Source organism: Gemmobacter denitrificans (assembly GCF_036964905.1).
In the GTDB taxonomy this organism is placed as follows: Bacteria; Pseudomonadota; Alphaproteobacteria; order Rhodobacterales; family Rhodobacteraceae; genus Gemmobacter; species Gemmobacter denitrificans.
Genome location: NZ_JBALHR010000002.1, coordinates 65,441 through 91,497, shown reverse-complemented (window position 1 = coordinate 91,497; position 26,057 = coordinate 65,441). Strand labels below are relative to the sequence as shown.

Genomic DNA, 26,057 nt, shown 5'->3' with positions numbered 1-26,057 from the left:
AACTAAATTTACCGTTTTGTGTAACCCCTTTTTTGTATTGGGTTTTTCTGTCAATAAATTGACTGAACGCCGCGTCAGAATGTAAATCCTGCAAATTTTCACGAAAGGTTGAGCGCATTTTCAACAGGCTAGACGCCGCAGCGTCATCTGGCTGCCCCTGCATAGCCCAGCCACACGGAAAAGCTGACTATCCGGGGTATGAAAACGCCCGCGCAGACGCCATGTCAGGCAAGCGAGGGATTCGCGCCGCCCCCAATCCGGCCTGATCCAGCAATCGCGCCATATCGGGTGGCACGGCCACCAGACAAAGGCGGCCCCCGCGACGTTCCAGCTTGCGGGCCAGCACTTCCAGACTATGGGCCCCCGACACGTCGATCATCGGCACGGCTGACAGATCAAGGATCACCAGCCGGGGCTGATCGGCGATCCGGTCCAGAACCGATCCGAGCTGGGCCGCGGCGCCAAAGAAGAACGGCCCCGACAGGCGATAGATTACCCTGTCATCAGATTGCGGCCAGTCATCCGCGCCCGTGTCAGGCTGCACGCCCGCCGCGTCCGACATGCGCTTGACGAAAACAAGACCCGCCAGCGCAAAGCCGACCACAATCCCTTCGGTCAGATCACGGAAGATCACCAGCAGGAAGGTTACCGCCAGAACCAGCGCGTCAATCCGGCTGGCGCGGATCAACCCGGCAATCTCGTGCCGTTCGATCATGTTCCAGGCCACAGTTGCCAGAACCCCGGCCAGCGCGGCCAGAGGGATCCATCCCGCCAGCGGCGCGGCGATCCAAAGGGCAAGGGCGAGGAACACCGCATGCAACATGCCCGAAACCGGACCGCGCGCGCCGGCCCGCACATTGGTTGCGGTGCGCGCGATGGTGCCGGTCACGCAAAAGCCGCCAAACACCCCCGATCCGATGTTCGCAAGGCCCTGCGCCACCAGTTCGGTATTGGACCTGTGCTTGCCGCCGCTCATGCCATCGGCCACCACGGCGGACAGCAACGATTCAATCGCACCCAGCAGGGTGAAGCTGACGGCCCATGGCAGCGCGGCCAGCACGGCAGCCAGATCGGGGGCGGGCAGTGAAGGCGCAGGCAGCAAGCGCGGCAGTTCCCCAAAGCGGCTGGCAATGGTTTCGACCGGAAGGCCAAGGGCCGCAAGCCCGCCCATCAGCGCCACCGCGATCAACATGCCGGGGGCCTTGGGGGCCAGCCTTTTCAGCCCGAAGATCAGGGCGATGGTGCCAAGGCTGACCGCCAGCGCCGCCCCCGAGACGGTTTCCCGCGCAGCCCACAGCGCCTGCAGCTTGTGGATCAGGTCTGCCGGTTCCTCAGCCAGGTGAAGCCCGAACAGGTCCTTGATCTGGCTGGCAAAGATGATGACCGCGATCCCGGCGGTAAAGCCCAGCACCACCGGAAAGGGGATGAAACGGATATAGGTTCCCAGCCGCAGCAGGCCGAGACCCAGAAGCATGACACCCGACAGCATGGTGGCCAGGATCAGCCCCGGCAGGCCGATGGCCGCGACACAGGCCGCGACCAGAACGATGAAGGCCCCAGCCGGTCCTCCGATCTGGTGGCGCGATCCCCCGAAGGCCGAAACCAGAAACCCGCCGACAATCGCAGTATATAGCCCCCGTTCCGGCCCCACCCCGCTTGCGATGGCAATGGCCATGGACAGGGGCAGCGCCACGATGGCCACCGTCAGCCCTGCCAGCGCATCGGCCCGCAGGTCCGCCGCGCCATAGCCTGATGCCAGAACCGTCAGAAGCTTGGGCCGGAACGGATGTGCCGCGTCTTGCCCCGATGCTGCGTTGCCACGGGAAATGCCTGTATCGGCCATGATCTGCCTGCGCTGCTGCCTGGCGCCGAGCAAACGCCCCCGCCCTGCCTGCTGTCAAGCCGGGCGATCGGGTCAGCCGATGCAATCAGCCAATGTCCAGCGCCAGCGCGTGAATCCGCGTCGTCAGATCGCCAAGCGCCCGATGTACTGCCCGGTGCCGCGCGACGCGGGTCATGGCGGCAAGTTCGGGCGCGCGAAGTGTGATGTTGAAATGCGTCTCGCCCCCTTCGCGCCAGCCGCCATGACCGCGATGCTTTTCGCTATCATCCTGAATTTCCAGCACATCCAAAGCGAAAGCCGCCCGGAGCCGTAATTCTATTTCGTCCTTTATCGCCATTTTTTCGCGCCTTCCCCCTTCAATCCGCCGCGTAATCCCCTAAACTCTCGCCTCCGAGTCGGAAAGGCCTGCGCATGGTGAAACCCCCGTTTGAATTCGACATCCGCGTTTCGTCGGACAAGAAGCGCCGCAAGACGGTGCGCCGGGGCATGTCCGGCGCCTTTGAAACCTCGCAGAAGCACTGCGAATATCCGGGTTGTCAGGAGGCCGGGCTGTATCGCGCGCCGAAATCGCCCGATCACCTTGATGAGTTCTTCTGGTTCTGCAAGGACCATGTCCGCGAATACAATTTGAAGTGGAACTTCTTCAACGGAACCTCGGATGAGGAATTCCAGAAGTTTCTCGACAAGGCCCGGCTCTGGGAACGCGAAACCAAACCCTTCAGCAAGAAGGATGATGGCCGGGCCTGGGCGCGGCTGGGGGTGGATGACCCCATGGCGATCCTTGGGGAAAAGGCCACGCAAAATCCCGGCAAGGTGGCCAGCCATGCCACCCGCAAGCTTCCGGCGCAGGAACGCAAGGCGCTGGAGATCCTTGATGCCCGCGACACCTGGACCCGCGCGGAAATCCGCAAGCAATACAAGAGCCTGGTGAAAGATCTTCACCCGGATATGAACGGCGGCAACCGCGATGACGAAAGCCGGTTGCAAGAGGTTGTCTGGGCCTGGGATCAGATCCGCGAAAGCCGCTATTTCCGCGACTGATCTTCGCCGCTCAGCCGGATGAAATCGTATTTCAGCAACCAGATCAGCAGCCGGTCCAGCGTGACCGGTGTTTTCCCGCTGGTGGTCAGAAGGGCGGACCGTGCCGCGCCTTCCGCCCCGGCGGCAAGGATTCGGTCATACAGCGCGGCGAAATCCTCGGCCCGTTCGGTGGACCGGCCGATGCCGCCGTAATTGCGCAAGGCAAGCGTTTCGGTCACGCCGGGGCGGCCCTGCAGCGGCATGGCCACAAACCGTGCCGTGTCAAATCCCGCAGCGCGGGTCGGGTAACTGCCAAACAGCAGGAAGGGCGACGGCCCGATCGGCATCGTGCCACGCGCAACAGGCGGGTGGCGCGCAGGCCCGGCGGCGGCCCGGCGCGTGGCCAGTTCGGCCCAGAGCGCCTGCATCTGCGGGATCACTGCCGCCCAGTCATAGAGCGCCCGCGCCCGCGCCTGCCCTGCTGCACCCAGCCGCGCCCGCAGACCAGCATCCAGCGCCAGCGCCTGCAGGGCGCCTGCCAGGGCAGAGACATCGATGGCGGTCATCTGCGAGGTCAGCGAACAATACTGCCCATAGCTGTCCACCCCGGTGATATGGCGGAAGCCTTCGGCCTCGGCATGGGCGGGCGCAAGGGTGCGGGTCGGCACCCGGATCCCCACATCCGCCGTAATCGTATCACGCATGCCATCCCAATCGGAAACGACAACCGGAAGCCCTGCCGCCATCGCCTCGATCGGGGCCAGACCGAAGGTTTCCTGAATATTGTCGATGGCAAAGACAAAGGCATCGGCGCCCGACAGCACTGCCTTGCGTTCTTCGGCCTTGGCTCCGTCCAGCAGGTGAAAGCCCACATCCGGCATCAGGGCCGGGGCACCGGATTCGAACACCTTGCGGGAATAGTCATCGTTGAAGATGCCGCATAGCGCCAGATGCAGGCGTTTGCCTTTGGGCATGGCTGCCTGCGCCTGTTGCAGCGCAAGGTAGAGCGGATAGGGATCGAACTTTTCAAAGGGCGTCAGCCGGGCGATGGTGGTGAACAGCACATCCTTCGCCCCCAGACCCAGCCGCTTGCGCAGCGCAGCCCCCGCCGCCTTGTCCGGCACAAAGGCCGCCGTATCGATGCCCAGGGGGATCACCGGCAATTGCGGGCGGGCCGGGATGCCGCCGCCAAAGCGGGCGCGCAAATGATCGTCGATCAATTCCAGCTGGGTCAGCACGGCCGATTGCACCGCGCGCGAGGTGCAGATGACCGCATCCCATTCCATCTGCGGTGCCATGCGCAGGTCCAGAAAGCCCTGCATGACCCCTTTGGTGGAAATGGTATGGGTCACGCCGCAGATCGACCAGGCCGCCGCCCCGGCAGCCGCGCGCCGCCAGGCTTCGGCCCCGAAATTCGGGCTGGGGTAATACAGCGTTCCCACCCCTGCCAGTTGCGCGCCTTGCCGCAGTGCCAGATGGCGACGCGGCAGATCGGGGCGCTCTTCCCCTGCCAGCCGGTCGAAATGGGCCGATTCCGAGGCCTTGGGCAGAAAGGATACGAACTCCTGCACATCGGCATGGCGAAAGAAGCCCCGGATGAAGCTTTCACCCGCGACGCGGCGGCCATTTATGCCTTTTGCGGTGGGGTCATAGCCATCGGCGGCAAAATAGATCGCGGCATTGGGCTTGGCATCGCGGGGCATCATGGGCGGGTCATCCACAGCCAGGGGGTGGGAGAGGACCGCCATTCCCATAACAGCAACAGCCGGTCCAGGTCGTTCAGCCCCTCGGCCCAGGGCGGCAAGGCGCTGTCATCCAGCCGCCGGTCGATCCGGGTGATGGTATGGCTGGCGGCGAAACGGCGGGTCAGCAGTTCCAGCGTGCCGGGCCGCATCCCTTCATGCACCTCGACCAGCAGATCGGCCTGCAACAGGCCGGGGGCCAGCGCCGGATCCAGCAGATCGGCCTCGGCCCCTTCGATATCGCAGATGATGACGGTGGGCTGGGCCGCGCAGATCGCAAAATCGCCCTGTGCCATGATCCCGCCGATTTCAACCCTGTCGGCCACGCCATTGGCCGCAGCAAGGTCGGCGCAAAGACGCAGCGCGCGGGCATCGCCATCGCGGGCCATGATCCGCGCCTGCGGCATCCGGCGGGCCAGCCCCACGGCATAATACCCTTCAGCCGCGCCGATATCGATGACCAGCGGATAGGCACGGGCGATGATCTGTTCGATCACAGGGGCAAGGCTGGCCTCATAGCTGCCGAACATCCGTGGCAGCCGGGCCCCTTCTGACGCCCGCACCGGATAGGCCATGCCCTTGAAGGGCCCACCGCCCAGAACTGGCGGGCCATGGCGGGCCGCGTTGCGCTCCAGAACCGCCGCCCGCCATTTGGCCAGCAGCCTCAGGGCCTGAGCCAGGCTTGCCGGGGACGGATCGCCCGCGACAAGCCCGCGCAATTGCTGCGTGACATGCAGGGTCAGATCGTCAGATGTGGAAGGGCGTGACATGCCGGGCCTCGTTACCAGATGGCGGCCTTTTGCCGCTCTTGGCTCCAAGGGTTAAGCGAGGCCCCTGCCCCGGTCCAGCATTTTCGCGGGTCTGGCCCGGACAATGCTCAGGTCGCAACAAAGCGCAGGGCGACACCGTTGATGCAATGGCGCTTGCCAGTCGGGGCGGGGCCATCGTCAAAGACATGGCCCAGATGGCCGCCGCAATTGCTGCAATGTTCCTCGATCCGGGTGGAAAAGAAGCTGTTGTCTTCCCGATTGCCCACCGCACCGGGCAGCGCCTGCCAGAAGGAAGGCCAGCCGGTGCCGCTGTCGAATTTGTGGCGGGCGTCATAAAGCGCCTGATCGCAGCCCGCGCAATGGTAGATGCCCGCCCGCTTTTCATCATTCAGGGGCGAAGTGAAGGCGCGTTCGGTATCCTCTTCGCGCAGCACGGCATAAGCAGCGGGCGACAGTCGCACCCGCCATTCACTGTCGCTCAGTTGAAAGGGAAACTGGGCACTGCCCTTGGCCAGCGCGGGGCGGGCCGCCAGCAGGGCAAGGGCTGATGTCAGCAGGGCACGGCGGTTCATATGGCGTCTCCTTATCCGGGTTTGCCCTGATATACGCAGCCAGACACGCCAGAGTTTCCGCGATCACGCGAACGGGATCGCGGAACGCGCGGGGGTCAGCGCACCTTCAGCGTGGCCAGACCGATCAGCGCAAGGATGAGCGAAATGATCCAGAAGCGGATCACGATCTGCGGCTCGGCCCAGCCTTTCTTTTCGAAATGGTGGTGGATCGGCGCCATCAGGAACACCCGCCGTCCGGTGCGCTTGAAATAAAGCACCTGGATGATCACACTCAGCGCCTCGACCACGAACAGGCCGCCTACGATGGCCAGCACGATTTCATGCTTGGTGCAGACGGCAATCGCCCCAAGAGCCCCACCCAAAGCAAGGCTGCCTGTGTCGCCCATGAACACCGCCGCCGGGGGGGCGTTGTACCACAGAAAGCCCAGGCCCCCGCCGAACAGCGCGGCAGTGAAGATCAACAACTCGCCGGTGCCCGGCACGAAATGCACGCCCAGATATTCGGTAAAGTCTGCCCGCCCCACCGCATAGGCGATCACGCCAAGCGTGCCGCCCGCGATCATCACCGGCATGATCGCCAGCCCGTCCAGCCCATCGGTCAGGTTCACCGCATTGGCCGCCCCAACCACCACGATCATGCCAAAGGGCACGAAGAACCAGCCCAGGTTGACCAGCGCATCCTTGAAGAAGGGCAGCGCCAGCTGGTTGGTCAGCGCCTCGGGGTGGAACCGCGCTGCGGCATAGGAGGCCAGCGCCGCAATCAACAGCCCAAGCGCCATGCGCACCCGTCCTGAAACGCCCTTGGTGTTCTGCTTGGTCACCTTGGCGAAATCATCGGCAAAGCCGATCAGGCCAAAGCCCAGCGTCACCAGCAGCACAATCCAGACATAGGGATTGTCCAGCCGCGCCCACAGCAAGGTGGACACGACAAGAGCAGACAGGATCAGCAGCCCGCCCATGGTCGGCGTGCCTGCCTTGGAAAAATGGCTGGCCGGGCCATCATCACGGATCGGCTGGCCCTTGCCCTGCTTGCGGCGCAGCAGGTTGATCAGCGGCCTGCCGAACAGGAAACCAAACACCAGCGCGGTTGCAAAGGCACCGCCGGCCCGAAAGGTGATATAGCGGAACAGGTTGAACAGGTCCCCGCCATCGGAGAACTGCGTGAGGAGGTAAAGCATTACTCTGTTCCTTCTTCTTGGGGGCGCCCTTGCCCCAGCTTGCGCAGCGCCTCGACCACAAGGCTGACCTTGCTGCCCTTCGATCCCTTGACCAGCACGACATCGCCCGCATCGACCAGCCCGGCCACCCTGGGCAGCAGATCGGTTGCGGCAGGGACCCAAAGGCCCCGCCGCGCGGCGGGCAGCACGTCATGCAGCGCCTTCATCCGGGTGCCCACGCAATGCACCAGCGCGATGCTGTCCATCGCAGGGTGGGTGGCAATCGCGGCATGCAGCGCAAGTTCGGTTTTCCCCAGTTCCAGCATGTCGCCCAGAATGGCAATGCGGCGGCCCTTCTGGACCCGGCCAAGATGATCGGTGGGCGGCAGCAAGGCCAGCACGTCCAGGCTGGCAGTCATGGAGGCGGGATTGGCGTTGAACGCATCGTCGATCAGGTCAAAGCCGGTATCTTCCACCGTATCGACGATGATCCTTTCGCGCTGCCCGCGTCCCGCAGGTGGCTGCCAGCGACCCAGCCCCTGCGCCGACAGTACCGGGTCCAGATGCAGGGCATCGGCAACGGCCAGAACTGCAAGCGCATTCACCGCAAAATGTCGCCCCGGAGACTGCACGCGGAACAGCCGCCGCCCGGCAGGTGTTTCGGCCTGAACCGCGCTGGCTTCCGCGCCCCATTGCGCAGTGGCAATCTGCCAATCGGCCCCTTTTTCCGCAAAGGTGACCGCAGACACGCCCATCGCGGCGGCCTTGGCCAACAGGATGGGTGAAACCGTCAGGCCTTCGGGCAGGATGGCCACGCCCCCGGCCCGCAGCCCATCCAGAATGGCGGCCTTTTCGCGCGCGATGCCTTCGATGTTTTCAAAGGCGAACAGATGCGCCGGGGCCACCGTGGTGATCACGGCCACATCCAGATCGGCCATCCGCGCCAGCGGGGCAATTTCGCCCGGGTGGTTCATGCCAATCTCGATCACCGCGAAATCGGCCTCGGTCGGCATCCGCGCCAGGGTCAGCGGCACGCCCCAATGGTTGTTATAGCTGGCTTCGGCGGCATGGACCTTGCCCTGCCCCGCCAGCATGGCGCGCAGCATTTCCTTGGTCGAGGTCTTGCCAACCGACCCGGTCACCCCGATCACCCGCGCCTTTGTGCGCGCCCGCGCAGCGCGGCCCATGGCCTCCAGCCCTGCCAGCACATCGGGCACCAGCAACAGCGGCGCATCCGGGGCCACGCCTTCGGGCACGCGGCTGACCAGCGCAGCGGCGGCCCCCTTTGCCAAAGCCTGCGCCACGAAATCATGGCCGTCGCGCACATCCTTCAGTGCCACGAACAGATCGCCGGGCTGCAGCGTGCGGGTGTCGATCGACACGCCCCCGGCCTGCCAGTCGCAGGGCGTATGCCCCCCGGTTGCCGCCACCGCCTCGGCTGATGTCCACAGCGCCATCGTCAGATCACCCCATCCAGTGCGGCCACCGCGATAGAGGCCTGTTCGACATCGTCAAAGGGGAAAATATCGCCCTTGATCACCTGTCCGGTTTCATGGCCCTTGCCCGCCACCAACAGCGCATCCCCCGGCTGCAGCGCATCAACCCCGCGCAGGATCGCCTCGGCCCGGTCACCCACTTCGGTCGCCTCGGGGCAGGCCGCAAGGATCGCGGCGCGGATCGTTGCCGGGTCTTCGCTGCGCGGATTGTCATCGGTCACGAAGACCACATCGGCATGGGCTGCCGCAGCCGCCCCCATCAGCGGGCGCTTGGTCCGGTCGCGGTCGCCGCCTGCGCCGAACACCACGACCAGCCGCCCCATCACATGCGGGCGCAGCGCCTGGATCGCGGTGGCCAAGGCATCGGGCGTATGCGCGTAATCGACATAGACCGCCGCGCCATTGCCGCGCGTGGCGGCCAATTGCATCCGCCCGCGCACGCCCGAAAGCTGCGGCAGCACCCGGAACACATCGCCCGGGCTTTCGCCCGCACCGATGACCATGCCTGCCGCCAGCGCCACATTTTCCGCCTGAAAGCCGCCGACAAGGTTCAGCCGCACCTGATAGGGCTGGCCCTGCCAGAAATAGCGCACCTCTTGCCCCGTCGCATCAAACCGCTGCGCGCCGATGCACAGATCATGGCCCGCATCATGGCCCACGGTGATCAGGCGCTGCCCCTTGGCCGTGGCAATGGCGGCCATATCGGCCCCCTTGGGATCGTTCATGTTGATGACCGCAGCCGCGTCCGGCGGCAGGACGCGGTCAAACAAGGCGGCCTTGGCGGCGAAATAGGCCTCGAACGTGCCGTGATAATCCAGATGATCCTGGGTGAAATTGGTGAAGCCCGCCGCTTTCAGCCGGACACCATCCAGCCGGTGCTGATCCAGCCCATGGCTGGAGGCCTCCATCGCCGCATGGGTCACGCCCGCCTGGGTCGCCTGCGCCAGCATGGCATGCAGGGTGATCGGGTCAGGTGTGGTATGCGAAGACGGCGCCGCCCATGCCCCTTCGACCCCGGTTGTGCCGATATTGATGGCGGCATGTCCAAGCGCCGCCCAGATCTGGCGGGTAAAGGTGGCCACGCTGGTCTTGCCATTGGTGCCGGTGACGGCAGTCATGGTCGCGGGCTGGGCCGCGAACCACAGCGACGCCGCGCAGGACAGCGCTGCCCGGGCATCCGAGACCACCACCAGCGCCGCAGATGATCCCTCAAGCGCTGAGGCCGCAATCTGCGCCCCTTCGGCATCGGTCAGAATTGCGCTGGCCCCCTGCGCCAGCACGGCGGGCACATAGGTCGCGCCATGCACCCGGCTACCGGGCAGCGCGGCAAAGAGGAAGCCGGGCCTGACTGCCCGGCTGTCCACGGCAAGCCCTGTGACCCGCGCCTCACGCCCCGCCTTGGCGGTCAGCCCCAGATGCTTGAGCGTCGCGCTGCGTTCCGCCATGATATGCCGCCTTCAATCGTTGGTCTGGACGACGGCTGTTACCCCATCCTTGGGGGCAAGTTCAATCTCGGGCCGCAACCCCAGCAGCGGGGCCGTCCGCCGCACCACTTCGGCGGCAATCGGCACGGCAGTATAGCCAGCGGTGCGGCGCGGTTCAGACCCCGATGTATCGACCGGCTCATCCAGCGTGACGATCAGCACATAGCGCGGATCGCCCGCCGGAAACATGCTGGCAAAGGTGTTGATGACCTTGTCCTTGTAGTAACCGCCAGTCGGTTTCGGCTTGTCGGCGGTGCCGGTCTTGCCTGCGATGGCATAGCCTTCGACCTTGGCATAGGACGCAGTGCCATGTTCGACCACGCCGCGCAGCATGGCCACCGAATGGCGCGCGACCTCTTCCTTCAGAACCCGTGTCCCCTCGGGTGCCGAGGAGCGGCGCAACAGCGTGGGCTGCACCGCGATCCCGCCATTGCCGATGGCCGCATAGGCGGCGGCCAGATGCATCGGGCTTGCGCTCATCCCATGGCCATAGGATGCGGTGATGGTCACGATATCGGGCCATTTGGCCGGGATCAGCGGGCGCGAGCTTTTCGCCTCCACCATCTCCAGCGGGGTGGGTTCGAAGAACCCCAGCGATTTCAGAAAGGCCTGTTGCCGCAGCCCGCCGATCATCAGCGCGATATGCGCTGTGCCCACGTTGGAGGATTTGGCAATCACATCGCTGACCGTCAGCAGCGGGCCATAGTTCTTGCCCTGAAATTCCTTGATCTTGTGCTTGCCCCAGATCATCGGCGCATTGGCATCGACCATGGTGTCGGGCGACACAAGCCCCAGTTCCATCGCCTGCGCAGCGGCAAAGATCTTGAAGGTCGATCCCAGTTCATAGACGCCCTGAACCGCGCGGTTGAACAGCGGGCTGTCCGCCGGATCGCCCTTGACCAGGGGGTTTGGCCGGTCATTCGGATCGAAATCAGGCAGTGACACAAGGCTGAGGATTTCGCCCGTGCGCACATCCATCAGGATGGCCGCCGCCCCCTTGGCATTCATCATCTTCATGCCGGTGTCCAGAACCTCGGTCACCGTGGCCTGAACCGTCAGATCCAGCGAAAGCGCCAGCGGCTCTGCTGCCTGCCCCGGATCGCGCAGCCGGGCATCTAGGAACTTCTCCAGCCCCGCAGTGCCGATCACTTCGGCGCTGTGCACACCTTCGGCGCCAAAGCTTGCCCCACCCAGCACATGCGCGGCCAGCCGCCCATTGGGGTAAAGCCGCATCTCGCGCGGGCCGAACAAGAGGCCCGGATCACCGATTTCATGCACTTTCTGCATCTGTTCGGGGCTGAGCTTCTTCTTGATCCACAGGAAACTGCGGCCATCGGTCAGGCGGCGCTTCAGATCATCTTCCTTCAGATCGGGGAAGATCACCGCCAGTTCGCGGGCCACCCGGGCGGGATCGACCATATCCTTGGGCTGGGCATAAAGCGCATGGGTCACAAGATTGGTGGCCAAAACCCGGCCATTGCGGTCGGTGATATCGGCGCGCTGCGCCAGGATCGGCGCACCGGGCGCGGCCGAGCGCGGTTCCATCGGTTCCGACGCCGCCAGCAGGCCCATGCGGGCCCCGATCACGGTAAAGGCCATGAAGAAGGCCAGCCCCAGAAACAGCAGCCGCCCCTCGGCCCGGCCCCGGGCCTTTTCGCGCAACACCTCATGCCGGGCGCGCAGGTTCTCGCGTTCGATATGATCCGGGTTTTCCCCGGCAGCGCGGGCAGTCAGCACCCGCGACAGCGGGCGCAGCGGGATGCGCGTCTCGGTCATGGCTGTTGCTCCTGATCGCCGATCACGTCCACCGGGCCCTGAAGCGGCCCCAGATCGGGCAGATCAGGCGGGGGATAGGCCACATGGCTGACCTGACCGAATTGCGCGGGTTCCAGTGGCAGAAGGCCAAGCCGGTCGAAATTGATGGTGGCCAGTTCACGCAGGCGATCAGGCCGGTTCAGATAGGCCCATTCGGCCCGCTGGATCGACAGCGCCTCGCGCAGATCGGCGATTTCGGCATTCAGCCGCGCAACATCCTTCAACGCCTGCTGGGTGGCATAGTTTTCCTTGTAGGCCCAGAAGCCGAGCCCGATCACGGCAAGGGCGGTCAGAAGATAGGCAAGGGCCTTCATCAGCGGCGCGCTCCTTTCTGGCGGATCAGCGGCACATCTATGGCCGCAAGGTCAAGCTTGTGGGCCGGGTCAGCCGTGCGGCGTCCGACACGCAGCTTGGCGGAACGCGACCTCGGGTTCTGGGCCAGTTCCACATCATCCGGCCCGACGGCACGGCGGGTCACCAGCGTGAAACTGGGCGCAGGGCCAGCCGCACGCGGGGCATAGCGGTTGCCCTGTTCTTCGGTGGCGCGGGTCTGGAAAAACCGCTTCACGATGCGATCCTCAAGACTGTGGAAGGTCACCACGGCCAGCAGACCGCCCGGTTTCAGCGCCCGTTCCGCAGCGGCAAGCCCTTCGGCCAGTTCGTCAAATTCGGTATTCACCGCGATGCGGATGGCCTGAAAGCTGCGGGTCGCGGGATGACTTTGGCCAGGTTTCGGGCGCGGCAGGCAGCGGGCAACGATTTCGGCCAACTGCAGCGTGGTGTCGATGGGCGCGCGGGCGCGGGCCTCGACAATGGCGCGTGCAATCCGGCGCGAGGCGCGTTCTTCACCATAAAGATACAGGATATCGGCCAGCACCGCTTCATCGGTGTCATTCACCAGATCGGCGGCAGATCGGCCCGACTGGCTCATCCGCATGTCGAGCGGGCCATCCTTCTGAAAGGAAAATCCGCGTTCGGCCTGATCCAGTTGCATGGACGACACGCCCAGATCCAGCACGACGCCATCCAGATCGGTGTCATAGTGATCCAGTTGCGAAAACGTGCCCGCCACCAGCGACAACCGGTCGCCATAGGCCCCCGCCCATGGCTCTGCCATCTGCAGCGCCAGCGGATCGCGGTCCACCCCTGTCACGTGGTCGGCCCCGGCCTCCAACAGACCCTTGGTATAGCCCCCCGCCCCGAAGGTGCCATCCAGCCAGCGCCCGGTCACCGGTGCGCAGGCCGCCAGCAGGGGCGTCAGAAGCACCGGAATATGCGGTGCGCGGTCTTCCATGGGTCAGGCCGCCTCGGGATCGTGGGGCAGCAGCGACAGCAGGTCCGCCCCTTCCGGCAGGTCAAGATCGAGCGCCTCATCCTCGGCCATCTGCGCCTCATAGGCATCACGGCGCCAGATCTGAAAGGTTTCCAGCGACCCGGCAAAGATCGCCTCGGCACCTTCTTTCAGGTCATCCGCCGTCAGCGCGATCTTTTCGCGCACCTTGGGGGGCAGAACGATGCGGCCGTCTTCGTCAATCTCGGCCACTTGCGACAGCGTGATGAAATTGCGCTCCAGCGCGCGGCGGGCGGCCGTGCCGGGCGCCATGCGGCGGATCTTCGCCTCCAGCTTCTTCATTTCGGTCAGGGTGTAACATTCGACATAGGCCCGGGCCGCGCCACCACCATAGACCATCACGAATTTGGGACGATTGCCTTCGCTGAACGAGGGATCACCGGCTTCGAGGACACGGCGAAACGGCGCCGGGATCGAGACCCGCGCCTTTCCGTCAACCTTTTGGTTGAACTCGCCTCTGAACGCCTCTGACACTGCCCTATGTCCCTGTCGGCCCTGCCGCTTTTCCGGTTGCCCGACGGTGCCGGGCGTGATTCACTGTTGCGCAGCCAGAAACGAAATCGGCGGATCGAGCGGCTGCCACTGCTCGATCCGCCGTCTGTCCCGTCGCCGGGTCGTACCGGCTGCGCGTAGCCACCTGGGGGAGATGTCTGCTCGCCCGCGCACCGGCAATTTCGGAAGACGTTGAGGCCTGTATGAAACCTGCTTTTCGCCTTGGGGTCTTGGTCGCCCCTTGTTTTTCACTTCTCTTCGTCTTCCGTAAGAAAGGGATGCCACGGGAAAGCATGGTACGCAATGGAAATCTTTGGCCAAACCCGGGCAGATTTTGCCGAGGACCTTGCCCCAGCACCAGATATAGAGGGCATGACGACATCAGATTGCACTAATTCTGGCGAAACACGCTGCCGTGATACACTAAATCTAGCCCGCCCAGAATTTTCCCACCTGATCCCGGATCGTGCGTGAAATTTGCATGAACATTGCCCGGCAAATCCCTGAAACTGCTCAGGGAAGCGGGTGACACCGTAGATCGGCCCCAAATTCCCGTTTTGTTCACGCTCAGGTGATTCGGTGTGACCGGGGGAAGGACGGCGCATCCCACCTTTTCCCGTCCGTCCCATCATTTCCCGTTCAGCACCAATGAAAAGGCCCCGACCCTTGCGGGGCGGGGCCGGATCAGGCGTCGGCTGTGCGGCCGGTCAGCTCATGCCGCCGTCAATCAGACGGCGGGCCAGCCGGGCATAGGCCTCGGCCATTGCCCCTTCGCCCGTCGCAATGGGTGTGCCCGCATCGCCCGCCAGACGCGTTTCGATATCCAGCGGCAATTCGCCCAGGAAGGGCACACCGATCTTCGCCGCCTCTGCCGCCACGCCCCCATGGCCAAACAGATGCGCCTCGTGCCCGCAATTGGGGCAGATATAGGTGGACATGTTTTCCACCAGTCCCAGCACCGGCACCTTCAGCTTGCCGAACATGTCCAGCGCCTTGCGCGCATCCAGCATCGCCACATCCTGCGGGGTTGACACGACGATGGACCCGGTCAGCGCAAAGCGCTGCGCAAGGGTCAGCTGAATATCGCCGGTGCCCGGTGGCAGGTCGATGAGCAAGACATCCAGCTCCCCCCAGGCCACCTGCTCGATCAATTGCTGCAAGGCCCCCATCAGCATCGGGCCGCGCCAGATTACCGCCTCATCCTCTTTCAGCATGAAGCCGATCGACATGACCGTCACGCCATGCGCCTGCAAAGGGATGATGGTCTTGCCATCGGGGCTGGCCGGGCGCTTGTTCACCCCCATCATGCGCGGCTGGCTGGGGCCGTAGATATCTGCGTCAAGCAGACCGACGCGCCGCCCCTGCCGCGCCAGCGCCACCGCAAGGTTCGACGACACGGTCGATTTGCCCACCCCGCCCTTGCCTGACCCGATGGCGATGATGCGATCAATCCCACTGACACGTTTCGGTCCGCCCTGTTGCGGCGTGGGATGGCCACCGATCTTGAGGCTGGGAGCTGCGGGCTTCGCGGTGGGGCCATGTGCCGTCATCACCACCTGCACCCGCTCCACCCCCGGCAAGGCGCGCAAAGCGGTTTCGGCGGCGGCCTGAACCGGCGCAAACTGGCGCGCCTCATCCGGTGTTGCCGCCTCGATCACAAAGCTGACCAGCCCCCCCTCTACCCGCAAGGCTCGAATCGCATCGCGCGACACGAGACTGCCCCCCCCAGGCGTTGCGACCTGCGCCAGAACCCCCAAGACATCTTCCCGCGTCACCATGGCCTGATCTCCATTCCCGAACCGCCTGAACCTTGTGCGTCTTGCACAAAAGGGCAAGGGCTGGTTTACCATCTGCTCAAAATTTACAAGAAGCGCCTGTTTCCTTTAGGTAAATTCCGCATCCAGCCATGCGGATCGCGCATGGCTGCATTGCAGCAATGAACATTGTGCAGTCGCAGCATTTGCCCCATCTTCAGATCAACAGCGCAAAGGATGGCGGGATCGACCCACCGGATGTGAGCGCAAACAGACCCGAGGCACCGACCATGGCATATGTTAACACTTCCCGCGCTGTCGGTCTGGCTGACCGGATTGCCGCCATCGCAGGCAGCTTCCGCAAGGCCATGGCACAGCGTGCCATCTATCGGCAGACGATGCGCGAACTGAACGCCCTGAGCGCCAAGGAACTGGCTGATCTGGGCATTCATCACAGCGCGATCCGCAGCTTGGCCCATGAGGCCGCCTACGGCAAATAAGATTTCTTGCAAGACCCCCTCCTCCTCCCTGGGGTTTGCATCAAAAGCGGCGGCATCTCTCCTCCTCCCTGATGCCGCCGCAACTTGAACACCGGAAGCTCTGCCTTCCTCCAAGTTGCGAGGCCCCTCCTCCTCCCTGGGCCGAAGCAAAAGCGGCGATCCCCTCCTCCTCCCTGGGATCGTCGCACCCCTTTTCGGGCCGGATCGGCCCAACGCTATCCTTGGCCCCTCCTCCTCCCTGGGCCTTGGGTTCCGCGGCGGCCCCCTCCTCCTCCCTGGGGCCGCCGCATCCTCATTCGGGCCTGATCGGCCCACCGGCTTTGTGGCCTACCTCTTCCCGGGCCATGAACCCGCAGCCGCCCCCTCCTCCCTCGGGCGCGGGCTGCGCCTTCCGCACCCCGCGAGGGGCGACGGCAATAGACGGCGGCACCCGACCTCCTCCCCGGGTGTCGCCGCTTGCATTTCCGATCTTGCATCTTCGTCCTGCCCTGACCAAGGTCGCGCCCATGCGCGCGCCTGACAGCGCCCCGGGACCGAAAGAATGATGCGCCCCTCCATGATCTTCGCCGCCCTAGTAGCCGCCCTTGTCGGCTATGGCTCCACCATCGCGCTGGTCCTTGCCGCTGCGGCTGCCCTAGGTGCCACACCCGCACAGACCGGCAGCTGGGTCCTGGCGATCTGCCTGGGCAAGGCGGCAGGGTCAGCCTGGCTGAGCTGGCATGCGCGGGTTCCGGTCGTGCTGGCTTGGTCTACCCCGGGAGCCGCGCTGATTGCCGCAACCGAAGGTGTCACCATGGCGCAAGGTGTGGGGGCGTTTGTCCTGACCGGTGTGATGATCGCGCTGACCGGCGCCCTCCGGCCGCTGGGGCGTCTGGTGGCCATGATCCCGGACGCAATCGCCGCCGCGATGCTGGCGGGTGTGCTGCTGCCCTTCTGTCTGAAACTTCCGCAAACGGCCGTCGCCCTCCCTGCCCTGACCCTGCCACTTATCGTGGTCTTTGCCCTGGTGCGGTTGAAAAACCCGGCGCTTGCCGTTCTCGCCGCTCTGGCTCTGGGCATCGGTGCCAGTTTTGCAACCGGTCAGGCACATCTTCCCCAACTGACCCTGCCGCTGCCGCAACTGACCTTCATCCCACCGGAATTTGACCCGACCGTCCTGCTTGGCCTGGCCCTGCCGCTTTATCTGGTGACCATGGCCTCGCAGAACCTTCCCGGCTTTGCCACGCTGCGCGCGGCAGGCTTTGAACCGCCGGTTCAGGCCAGTCTGCTGGGTACGGGCGGGATCTCGGCGCTGATCGCATTGGCCGGGGCGCATAGCATTTCGATGGCTGCCATCACCGCCGCGATCTGCATGGGCGATGACGTACATCCCGACCGCGGCCGCCGTTGGCCTGTGGGTCTGGCCTATGCCCTGTTCTGGGTCCTGCTCGGTCTTGCAAGCCCGCTGATCCTGTCACTCCTTGCGGCCCTGCCGCCCGTTCTGATTACAGCAATCGTCGCCCTTGCCCTGCTGGGTCCCTTCATGGGCGCGGCGAGCGTGGCCTTTGCCACCACCGCCACACGCTTTCCTACTGCAGTGACGATCGCTGTGACGGCCTCGGGCACGCCGGCTCTTGGCATTGGTGCGGCCTTCTGGGGCCTGCTGGCCGGGCTGGCTGTTCATGGGTTGGAACTGTGGAAAGAAAGGGGGCTGGCGCCCGGCGCGGATCAGAAGGGCAGATCGTCGGATTGATGCGCAGGCGTCACAAAGCTCACCACAACCTTCTTCGATCCGGCCTTGTCAAACCCGATATCGAGTTTGTCGCCTTCAACCCCCTGCACGGTTCCATAGCCGAATTTCTGGTGGAATACCCTGTCACCGGTTGCAAAGCGCGCCGTTGCGGTGGCGTCGATGGTCATGTTGCGCGCCTCACGCGGCTGGACAACCGGGCGCGCGGCGGATTGTGCCTGCAGCCTGCGCCAGCCGGGCGAGTTATAGACATCGGCCTTTGTGGCCCGCTGCTCGACCTGACTGGCGCCGAAACTGGCGGTGGCATAGCCGCCCTGCAACCCCGGCATGGTCAGCACATCGACATGGCGCACCGGCAATTCATCAATGAAGCGCGAGGGCAACTGGCTTTGCCATTGGCCATAAACCCGGCGGTTCGAGGCAAAACTGATCGTGCATAGCCTCTCTGCCCGCGTGATGCCGACATAGGCCAGCCGCCGTTCTTCCTCGAGCCCCTTCTTGCCGCTTTCATCCATGCTGCGCTGACTGGGGAACAGCCCATCCTCCCAGCCCGGCAGGAACACCACCGGAAATTCCAGCCCCTTGGCACCGTGCAGCGTCATGATGGTGACCTTCTCGGCCGCCTCTTCGGTGTCATTTTCCATGATGAGCGAAACGTGTTCGAGAAAACCCTGCAGGCTGTCGAATTGTTCCAGTGCCTTTACAAGTTCCTTGAGGTTCTCCAGCCGCCCCGGCGCCTCGGGTGTCTTGTCGTTCTGCCACATCGAGGTATAGCCCGATTCCTCCAGGATCACCTCGGCCAGCCGCACATGGCCCATATCATTGGCCGGGGCGGTATCGGGCACCATGGGTTCGATCACCGCATCAGCCAGTTCGGGGCGGGCGTTCAGGATGGCCGCGTGCCAGCGATCCACCCCCTGCACGAAGGCGCGCAATTGCCCTGCCCCCTTGCCGCCGATCCCGCCTTCGGCCAGCAGCATCCGCGCGCCTTCCAGCAGGCTGAGACCATGGCCACGCGCCATGCGCTGGATATCCTGCTGCGCCTTGTCGCCCAGCCCCCGTTTGGGCGTGTTCACCACGCGCTCAAAGGCCAGATCGTCGTCCGGGCTGACGGCAAGCCGGAAATAGGCCATGGCATCGCGAATTTCCAACCGCTCATAGAACCGTGGCCCGCCGATCACGCGATAAGGCAGGCCGATGGTCAGGAACCGATCCTCGAAGGCACGCATCTGGTGGCTGGCACGCACCAGGATCGCCTGTTCGTTCAACCCGACAGGATCAAGCCCGCGCGTGCCGCGCTGCAGCGCCTCGATCTCCTCGCCGATCCAGCGCGCCTCTTCCTCGCCATCCCAATGGCCGATCAGCCGCACCTTCTCGCCGCCCTTCGCATCGGTCCATAGCGTCTTGCCCAGACGGTCGGAATTGGCGGCAATCACCCCGGAGGCGGCGGCAAGGATATGTTCGGTTGACCGGTAGTTCTGTTCCAGCCGGATGACTTCGGCCCCCGGAAAATCCTTTTCAAACCGCAGGATATTGCCCACTTCGGCGCCGCGCCAACCATAGATCGACTGGTCATCATCGCCCACGCAGCAGATGTTGCGATGGGCCTGCGCCAGAAGCCGCAGCCAGAGGTATTGGGCGACGTTGGTATCCTGATATTCGTCCACCATGATATAGCGGAACCAGCGCTGATATTGCGTCAGCACATCGGGATGGGCCTGAAAGATTGTGACGCAATGCAGCAGAAGGTCGCCAAAATCACAGGCATTCAGGCTGCGCAGACGTTCCTGATACTGGTCATACAATTCGGTGCCGCGATTGTTGTACTCGCCCGCCTCGGACGAGGGCACCTTCGCTGGCGTCCAGGCCCGGTTCTTCCAATGGTCGATCAACCCGGCCAGCATGCGGGCAGGCCAGCGCTTTTCGTCGATATTGGCCGCCGTGATCAACTGTTTCAGCAGGCGCAGCTGATCGTCACTGTCCAGAATGGTGAAATTGCTTTTCAGCCCGACGAGTTCGGCATGGCGGCGCAGAATCTTGACGCTGACAGAATGGAAAGTGCCCATCCAGGGCATCCCTTCCACCTGGCCAAGCATCGCGGCCACGCGGTCTTTCATTTCGCGCGCGGCCTTGTTGGTAAAGGTGACCGCGAGGATTTCGTTCGGGCGGGCCTTGCCGGTGGCCAGCAGATGCACGATGCGCGACGTCAGCGCCTTGGTCTTGCCGGTGCCAGCCCCAGCCAGCATCAGAACCGGCCCATCGGTGGCCAGAACGGCCGCCCGTTGCGCAGGGTTCAGCGCATCAAGATAGGGCGTCGGCCGCGCCGCCATGGCGCGTTGCGACAGGGGAATGGCCGCTTCGAAAGCATCGCTGTCATCAAACTGGGTCATGCCGCAAAGCTAGCGCCATTGCAGCGGAAGGGGAAGAAGTGTTCTCTGTCCGTTCCGAAAATTTGTCATCCGGCCTATTCAGCAGTGGCAACTTTGGCAATGGCGTCAAAATGGGCATCGAGTTCGGCGGCGATGGCAGCCAGTTCATCGCCACCTTCGGGCATGTAGGGCGCAAAGACATGGCTGGGGGTTTTCCACGCCAGCGTGGCCGATCCGTCGGCATCTTCGGTAACATAGAACCGGATCGGCGCCTCGATCATGGCAGCGGTCGAAAGCGGCAGGATACGCACCGCATATTGCGGCGCAAAAACACCGATCACCCGGTTGCCGGGCAAGATCACATCCAGCTTCCTGGCGGCTTCGGTCGGACCGGCCTCGGTCACCACGCGCAGCGGGCTGTCGCCCGTCGCGGATTTCAGCGCATCCACCAGAACCGCGTAGGGTTTGGCGCTGTCGATCACCCGCCAACCGTCGCGGTTCGTCATCGGCGCAATCACCGGGGTTTCAGCCATGACAAGGGTGGGACACAGGGCAAGCAGCAGGGCAAGGTGACGCATCGGCAGTCTCCGGACAATATGAAACGGGGATATGGCTCAGCAATGCACGTTGGCAGCGGGATGGGGAGTCACCCCTGCGTGACCGACGCCAATGTGATGTTTGCGCAAACAAAATGTTACCGCTAACATTGCCTGCTTCGCAGGAGTTGCTTTGCAACTGCAAAGCCCGACTGAATATTTCGCAAAACTTCGCAATTCTGTCGCATACCACCCTTGCGCTGCAGTGCGGCACCCCTAGAGTGGCCCGAATTTCTGACCACCTGCACCGGAGGGACGCCGATGCCTGAATTCCGCAAGATCCTTGTCGCCAATCGTGGCGAAATCGCAATTCGCGTGATGCGGGCTGCGAACGAGATGGGGAAAAAGACCGTCGCGGTCTATGCGGAGGAGGACAAGCTGTCCCTGCACCGCTTCAAGGCGGACGAGGCCTATCTGATCGGGCAGGGCCTGTCGCCCGTCGGCGCCTATCTGTCGATTGCCGAAATCATCCGGGTGGCCAAGGCATCAGGGGCGGATGCGATCCATCCGGGCTATGGGCTTTTGTCGGAAAATCCCGAATTCGTCGAAGCCTGCGAGACGAATGGCATCACCTTCATCGGCCCCCGCGCCGAAACCATGCGCGCGCTTGGCGACAAGGCTTCGGCCCGGCGCGTGGCCATTCAGGCCGGTGTGCCGGTCATCCCGGCGACCGAAGTTCTGGGCAGCGACTTTGATGCCATCCGCAAGGAAGCCGCCGAGATCGGCTTTCCTCTGATGCTCAAGGCCAGCTGGGGCGGCGGCGGGCGCGGGATGCGCCCGATCATGGGCCCGGACGAGTTGGAGGCCAAGGTCCTGGAGGGCCGCCGCGAGGCCGAGGCCGCCTTTGGCAATGGCGAGGGCTATCTGGAAAAGATGATCCTGCGCGCCCGCCATGTCGAGGTGCAGATCCTGGGCGACAAGCATGGCGAAATCTACCACTTGTATGAACGCGATTGCACCGTGCAGCGCCGCAACCAGAAGGTCGTGGAACGCGCGCCAGCCCCCTATCTGACCGAAGATCAGCGGGCAGAAATCTGCGAACTGGGCCGCAAGATCTGTGCCCATGTGAATTACGAATGTGCGGGCACTGTCGAATTCCTGATGGATATGGATGACGGCAAGTTCTACTTCATCGAAGTGAACCCCCGCGTGCAGGTGGAACATACCGTCACTGAAGAGGTGACCGGCATCGACATCGTGCAGGCCCAGATCCTGATTGCCGAAGGCAAGACCCTGGCCGAGGCGACCGGCGTGGCCAGCCAGACAGACGTGCGGCTGAACGGCCATGCGCTGCAGTGCCGGGTCACTACCGAAGACCCGCAGAACAACTTCATCCCCGACTATGGCCGCATCACCGCCTATCGCAGCGCCACGGGCAATGGCATCCGCCTGGATGGCGGCACGGCCTATGCCGGATCGGTGGTCACCCGCTATTACGATTCTCTGCTGGTCAAGGTCACCGCGCATGCCCAGACGCCGGAAAAGGCCATCGCGCGGATGGATCGGGCGCTGCGTGAATTCCGCATCCGCGGCGTCAGCACGAATATCGAATTCGTCATCAACCTGCTGAAGCACCCGACCTTCCTTGATGACACCTACACCACCAAGTTCATCGACACGACGCCCGAACTGTTCCAGTTCAAGAAACGCCGCGACCGGGCGACCAAGATCCTGACCTATATCGCCGACATCACGGTGAACGGGCATCCCGAAACCGCCGGCCGCCCCAAACCACATGCCGAGGTGAAGACGCCCAAGGCCCCTGCCCCGCGCGCCGAACCCGCGATGGGAACGCGCAACCTGCTGGAACAGAAGGGCCCGCAGGCGGTGGCCGACTGGATGAAGGCGCAGCAGAAGGTTCTGCTGACCGATACCACCATGCGCGACGGCCACCAGTCGCTGCTGGCCACCCGCATGCGTTCGATCGACATGATCCGCGTCGCCCCCGCCTATGCCGCCAACCTGCCGCAACTGTTTTCGGTGGAATGCTGGGGGGGCGCAACCTTTGACGTGGCTTATCGCTTCCTGCAGGAATGTCCCTGGCAGCGCCTGCGCGACCTGCGCGCCGCCATGCCCAACCTGATGACGCAGATGCTGCTGCGCGGGGCCAATGGTGTGGGCTACACCACATATCCCGACAATGTGGTGCAGGCCTTCGTGAAACAGGCTGCCACCACCGGGGTGGATGTGTTCCGCGTGTTTGACAGCCTGAACTGGGTGGAAAACATGCGTGTGGCCATGGATGCGGTGCTGGAGGCCAACAAGCTGCTGGAAGGCACCATCTGCTATACCGGCGATCTGCTCGATCCGGCGCGGTCAAAGTATGACCTGAAATACTATGTCGCCATGGGGCGCGAGTTGAAGGCCGCCGGGGCGCATGTTCTGGGGCTGAAGGATATGGCGGGGCTGCTGAAACCCGCAGCCGCCCGGGTGCTGGTCAAGGCGTTGAAGCAGGAAGTCGGCCTGCCGATCCATTTCCACACCCATGATACCAGCGGCGCGGCGGCAGCCACGGTTCTGGCGGCCTGTGATGCGGGTGTCGATGCGGTGGATGCCGCGATGGATGCCTTCTCGGGCGGCACCTCGCAGCCCTGCCTTGGGTCCATTGTCGAGGCATTGCGCCATACCGAACGCGATACCGGGCTGGATATCGGCGCCGTGCGCGAACTGTCGAATTACTGGGAACATGTCCGGGCCCAATACGCCGCCTTTGAAAGCGGCACGGCGGCGCCGGCGTCCGAGGTCTATCTGCACGAAATGCCGGGCGGGCAATTCACCAATCTCAAGGCGCAGGCCCGCAGCCTGGGTCTGGAGGAGCGCTGGCCCGAAGTGGCGCAGGCCTATGCCGATGCCAACCAGATCTTTGGCGATATCGTGAAGGTGACCCCTTCGTCCAAGGTGGTGGGCGACATGGCGCTGATGATGGTGGCGCAGAACCTGAGCCGGGCACAGGTCGAAGACCCGGCGGTCGATGTGGCCTTCCCCGACTCGGTCGTGGACATGATGAAGGGCAATCTGGGGCAGCCCCCGGGGGGCTGGCCCGCCGCCATTCAGCAGAAGGTGCTGAAAGGGGAAACCCCGCTTACCACCCGCCCTGGTGCAGATGTGGCCCCGGTCGATCTGGAAGCAGTGCGCGAAAAGGTCTCGGCGGAACTGAACGGGTTCAAGGTCGATGACGAAGACCTGAACGGCTATCTGATGTATCCCAAGGTATTCCTGGATTACATGGGCCGCCACCGCCTGTATGGCCCGGTGCGCACATTGCCGACGCGGACCTTCTTCTATGGCATGGAACCGGGCGAGGAAATCACTGCCGAAATCGACCCCGGCAAGACGCTGGAAATCCGGCTGCAGGCGGTGGGCGAAACCACCGATGAGGGCGAGGCGAAGGTTTTCTTCGAACTCAATGGCCAGCCCCGGGTGATCCGGGTGCCGAACCGCGCGATCAAGGCCAAGACCGCCGCCAAACCCAAGGCCGATGCTGCCAACCCCAACCACATCGGTGCCCCGATGCCCGGCTCCATCGCCAGTGTCACCGTATCGGTCGGGCAGAAGGTGCGCGCGGGCGACCTGCTGTTGACCATCGAGGCGATGAAGATGGAAACCGGCCTGCATGCCGATCGTGAAGCCACGGTCAAGGCCCTGCATGTCCATGCCGGCAGTCAGATCGATGCGAAAGACCTGCTGGTCGAACTGGAATGACCTGAGGACCTGATCAGATTGCCGTCTTGGGGGCGTCCTTTCGGGGGCGCCCTTTTTCGTTCTGTGCCCCGGTGCAACCAGGTTTGTGCCGGTAGGCCCGAGCCCCTTTGCCCGTGAAACAGGCAGCGCCATCTTCCTGTAAGAAAATTTTGTTTCCCTAAATGAAGATTATTTGACACAGACCGCAGAATCTCTTTACCTACAGGAAATATCAGCGCCGCGCGAACGACGCACCATCCCCAACAAGGAGAGCCAAATGACCAAACGTGTCGCCGTCATCGGAGCCGGGCCTTCAGGCCTTGCCATGCTGCGCGCCTTCCAGTCTGCCAAGGCAAAAGGGGCCGAAATCCCCGAGGTGGTCTGCTTTGAAAAGCAATCGAACTGGGGCGGCTTGTGGAACTACACCTGGCGCACGGGTCTCGATGAACATGGCGAACCGGTGCATTGCTCGATGTATCGCTACCTGTGGTCGAACGGCCCGAAGGAAGGTCTGGAATTTGCCGATTATTCCTTTGAGGAACATTTCGGCAAGCAGATCGCCAGCTACCCGCCGCGCGCCGTGCTGTTCGACTATATCGAAGGCCGGGTGAAAAAGGCCGGTGTCCGCGACTGGATCCGCTTTGAAACCACCATCCGCATGGTGAAATACCACGAAGCGACCAGCACCTTCACTGTCACGGCGCATGATCTGAAGGCCGACCGGATGTATGACGAGGAATTCGACCATGTGGTCGTCGCCTCGGGCCATTTCTCGGTGCCGAATGTGCCGGAATATCCGGGTTTCGACAAATTCAATGGCCGTGTGCTGCATGCCCATGACTTCCGCGATGCGCGTGAATTTGCCGGCAAGGATCTGCTGCTGCTGGGGTCAAGCTATTCGGCCGAGGATATCGGCAGCCAGTGCTGGAAATACGGGGCCAAATCGATCACCGTTGCCTATCGCAACGCGCCGATGGGATTCAAATGGCCCGACAACTGGAAAGAAGTGCCGCGGCTGGAACGGATGGATGAAACCACCGCCTATTTCGCAGATGGGACCAGCAAGAAGGTCGATGCGGTGATCCTGTGTACCGGATACAAGCACCACTTCCCCTTCCTGCCCGATGACCTGCGCCTGAAGACGGCAAACCGGCTGGCGACGGCCGATCTCTACAAGGGCGTGGCATGGGTCCATAATCCAAAGCTGTTCTACCTTGGCATGCAGGACCAGTGGTTCACCTTCAACATGTTCGATGCCCAGGCCTGGTGGGTGCGGGATGCCATCATGGGCCGCATCGCCATCCCCGCCGACAAGGCCGCGCTGGAAAAGGACGTGACCGATCGTGTGGCTGCCGAAGATGCCGGGCAGGATGCCCATGACGCCATTCATTATCAGGGCGATTATGTGAAGGAGCTGATCGGCGAAACCGATTATCCCTCCTTCGATGTCGATGGCGCCTGCGAGGCTTTCTTCGAATGGAAGGACCACAAGAAGGAAGACATCATGGCCTTCCGCAACAATGCCTATCGGTCGGTGATCACGGGCACCATGGCCCCGGTCCATCACACGCCCTGGAAAGACGCGTTGGAAGACAGCATGGAGAGTTACCTGCGCAACTGACACCCCTCGTCTGCGCAGGGACTGGCCCCGGAGCATGCTCCGGGGCTTTTTCCTTTGGCATAACC

20 protein-coding genes are annotated in these 26,057 nt (G+C 63.6%); 5 read left to right on the top strand and 15 right to left on the bottom strand.

The features are described 5' to 3' along the window. Positions 1-187: 187 nt before the first annotated feature. Positions 188-1,843: a SulP family inorganic anion transporter gene (locus tag V6590_RS03485; protein WP_335419615.1), complete on the bottom strand. Its 1,656-nt coding sequence runs from the start codon at positions 1,841-1,843 to the stop codon at positions 188-190. 85 nt (positions 1,844-1,928) lie between these two features. Further along, complete coding sequence (locus V6590_RS03480; protein ID WP_335419611.1) at positions 1,929-2,180, bottom strand: BolA family protein; 252 nt, start codon at positions 2,178-2,180, stop codon at positions 1,929-1,931. Between the two features lie 74 nt (positions 2,181-2,254). Here V6590_RS03480 and V6590_RS03475 point away from each other — a divergent pair, with 74 nt between their 5' ends. After that, positions 2,255-2,884 (top strand): DnaJ domain-containing protein, encoded by a 630-nt coding sequence (locus V6590_RS03475; RefSeq protein WP_335419609.1) that lies wholly within the window; start codon positions 2,255-2,257, stop codon positions 2,882-2,884. On the opposite strand, the gene V6590_RS03470 is transcribed toward V6590_RS03475, so the two are convergent. From V6590_RS03470 to V6590_RS03420, 11 genes are all read right to left on the bottom strand, one after another. Further along, positions 2,869-4,611 carry a glycosyltransferase family 4 protein gene (locus tag V6590_RS03470; protein WP_335419606.1) on the bottom strand — a complete coding sequence of 581 codons (1,743 nt, stop codon included), beginning with the start codon at positions 4,609-4,611 and terminating at the stop codon, positions 2,869-2,871. The two genes, V6590_RS03475 and V6590_RS03470, sit on opposite strands and share 16 nt — an antisense overlap. After that, positions 4,566-5,375: a hypothetical protein gene (locus V6590_RS03465; protein WP_335419603.1), complete on the bottom strand. Its 810-nt coding sequence runs from the start codon at positions 5,373-5,375 to the stop codon at positions 4,566-4,568. Before V6590_RS03465 ends, V6590_RS03470 begins: the two co-directional genes overlap by 46 nt. A gap of 107 nt (positions 5,376-5,482) precedes the next feature. Next, the gene (gene msrB / locus V6590_RS03460) at positions 5,483-5,947 is read right to left on the bottom strand and encodes a peptide-methionine (R)-S-oxide reductase MsrB (RefSeq protein ID WP_335419600.1); all 465 of its coding nucleotides are present in this window, start codon (positions 5,945-5,947) and stop codon (positions 5,483-5,485) included. A 95-nt stretch (positions 5,948-6,042) separates the two neighbouring features. Further along, positions 6,043-7,125 carry a phospho-N-acetylmuramoyl-pentapeptide-transferase gene (gene mraY / locus V6590_RS03455; RefSeq protein ID WP_335419597.1) on the bottom strand — a complete coding sequence of 361 codons (1,083 nt, stop codon included), beginning with the start codon at positions 7,123-7,125 and terminating at the stop codon, positions 6,043-6,045. Further along, entirely contained in the window at positions 7,125-8,561 is a 1,437-nt protein-coding gene (locus V6590_RS03450; RefSeq protein ID WP_335419594.1) for a UDP-N-acetylmuramoyl-tripeptide--D-alanyl-D-alanine ligase, read from the bottom strand. The genes mraY and V6590_RS03450 overlap by 1 nt, the downstream gene beginning before the upstream one ends. A gap of 2 nt (positions 8,562-8,563) precedes the next feature. Continuing rightward, positions 8,564-10,045, bottom strand: a complete 1,482-nt coding sequence (locus V6590_RS03445; protein WP_335419591.1) for a UDP-N-acetylmuramoyl-L-alanyl-D-glutamate--2,6-diaminopimelate ligase — start codon at positions 10,043-10,045, stop codon at positions 8,564-8,566. A gap of 12 nt (positions 10,046-10,057) precedes the next feature. Beyond that, positions 10,058-11,860 carry a peptidoglycan D,D-transpeptidase FtsI family protein gene (locus tag V6590_RS03440; protein WP_335419586.1) on the bottom strand — a complete coding sequence of 601 codons (1,803 nt, stop codon included), beginning with the start codon at positions 11,858-11,860 and terminating at the stop codon, positions 10,058-10,060. Further along, on the bottom strand, positions 11,857-12,213 hold the full coding sequence (gene ftsL / locus V6590_RS03435) for a cell division protein FtsL (RefSeq protein WP_335419583.1): 357 nt from the start codon (positions 12,211-12,213) through the stop codon (positions 11,857-11,859). Before ftsL ends, V6590_RS03440 begins: the two co-directional genes overlap by 4 nt. After that, on the bottom strand, positions 12,213-13,193 hold the full coding sequence (gene rsmH, locus V6590_RS03430) for a 16S rRNA (cytosine(1402)-N(4))-methyltransferase RsmH (protein ID WP_335419581.1): 981 nt from the start codon (positions 13,191-13,193) through the stop codon (positions 12,213-12,215). The genes ftsL and rsmH overlap by 1 nt, the downstream gene beginning before the upstream one ends. A 3-nt stretch (positions 13,194-13,196) precedes the next feature. Beyond that, positions 13,197-13,724, bottom strand: a complete 528-nt coding sequence (gene mraZ, locus V6590_RS03425; RefSeq protein WP_335419578.1) for a division/cell wall cluster transcriptional repressor MraZ — start codon at positions 13,722-13,724, stop codon at positions 13,197-13,199. Between the two features lie 725 nt (positions 13,725-14,449). Then, positions 14,450-15,520: an Mrp/NBP35 family ATP-binding protein gene (locus V6590_RS03420; protein WP_335419575.1), complete on the bottom strand. Its 1,071-nt coding sequence runs from the start codon at positions 15,518-15,520 to the stop codon at positions 14,450-14,452. A 266-nt stretch (positions 15,521-15,786) separates the two neighbouring features. Between V6590_RS03420 and V6590_RS03415 the strand changes: the two genes are divergently transcribed. After that, the gene (locus V6590_RS03415; RefSeq protein WP_335419574.1) at positions 15,787-15,996 is read left to right on the top strand and encodes a DUF1127 domain-containing protein; all 210 of its coding nucleotides are present in this window, start codon (positions 15,787-15,789) and stop codon (positions 15,994-15,996) included. A 541-nt stretch (positions 15,997-16,537) separates the two neighbouring features. Further along, positions 16,538-17,728, top strand: coding sequence for a benzoate/H(+) symporter BenE family transporter (locus tag V6590_RS03410; protein WP_335419571.1), 1,191 nt, complete (start codon positions 16,538-16,540; stop codon positions 17,726-17,728). Here the strand turns inward: V6590_RS03410 and V6590_RS03405 are convergent. Next, complete coding sequence (locus V6590_RS03405) at positions 17,704-20,115, bottom strand: ATP-dependent helicase (protein WP_335419569.1); 2,412 nt, start codon at positions 20,113-20,115, stop codon at positions 17,704-17,706. The two genes, V6590_RS03410 and V6590_RS03405, sit on opposite strands and share 25 nt — an antisense overlap. 74 nt (positions 20,116-20,189) lie before the next feature. Next, positions 20,190-20,672, bottom strand: coding sequence for a DUF302 domain-containing protein (locus tag V6590_RS03400; RefSeq protein ID WP_335419566.1), 483 nt, complete (start codon positions 20,670-20,672; stop codon positions 20,190-20,192). A 279-nt stretch (positions 20,673-20,951) separates the two neighbouring features. Between V6590_RS03400 and V6590_RS03395 the strand changes: the two genes are divergently transcribed. Further along, positions 20,952-24,392 (top strand): pyruvate carboxylase, encoded by a 3,441-nt coding sequence (locus V6590_RS03395; protein ID WP_335419563.1) that lies wholly within the window; start codon positions 20,952-20,954, stop codon positions 24,390-24,392. Positions 24,393-24,648: 256 nt separating this feature from the next. Next, positions 24,649-25,992, top strand: coding sequence for a trimethylamine monooxygenase (locus V6590_RS03390; protein WP_335419560.1), 1,344 nt, complete (start codon positions 24,649-24,651; stop codon positions 25,990-25,992). Positions 25,993-26,057: the final 65 nt, after the last annotated feature.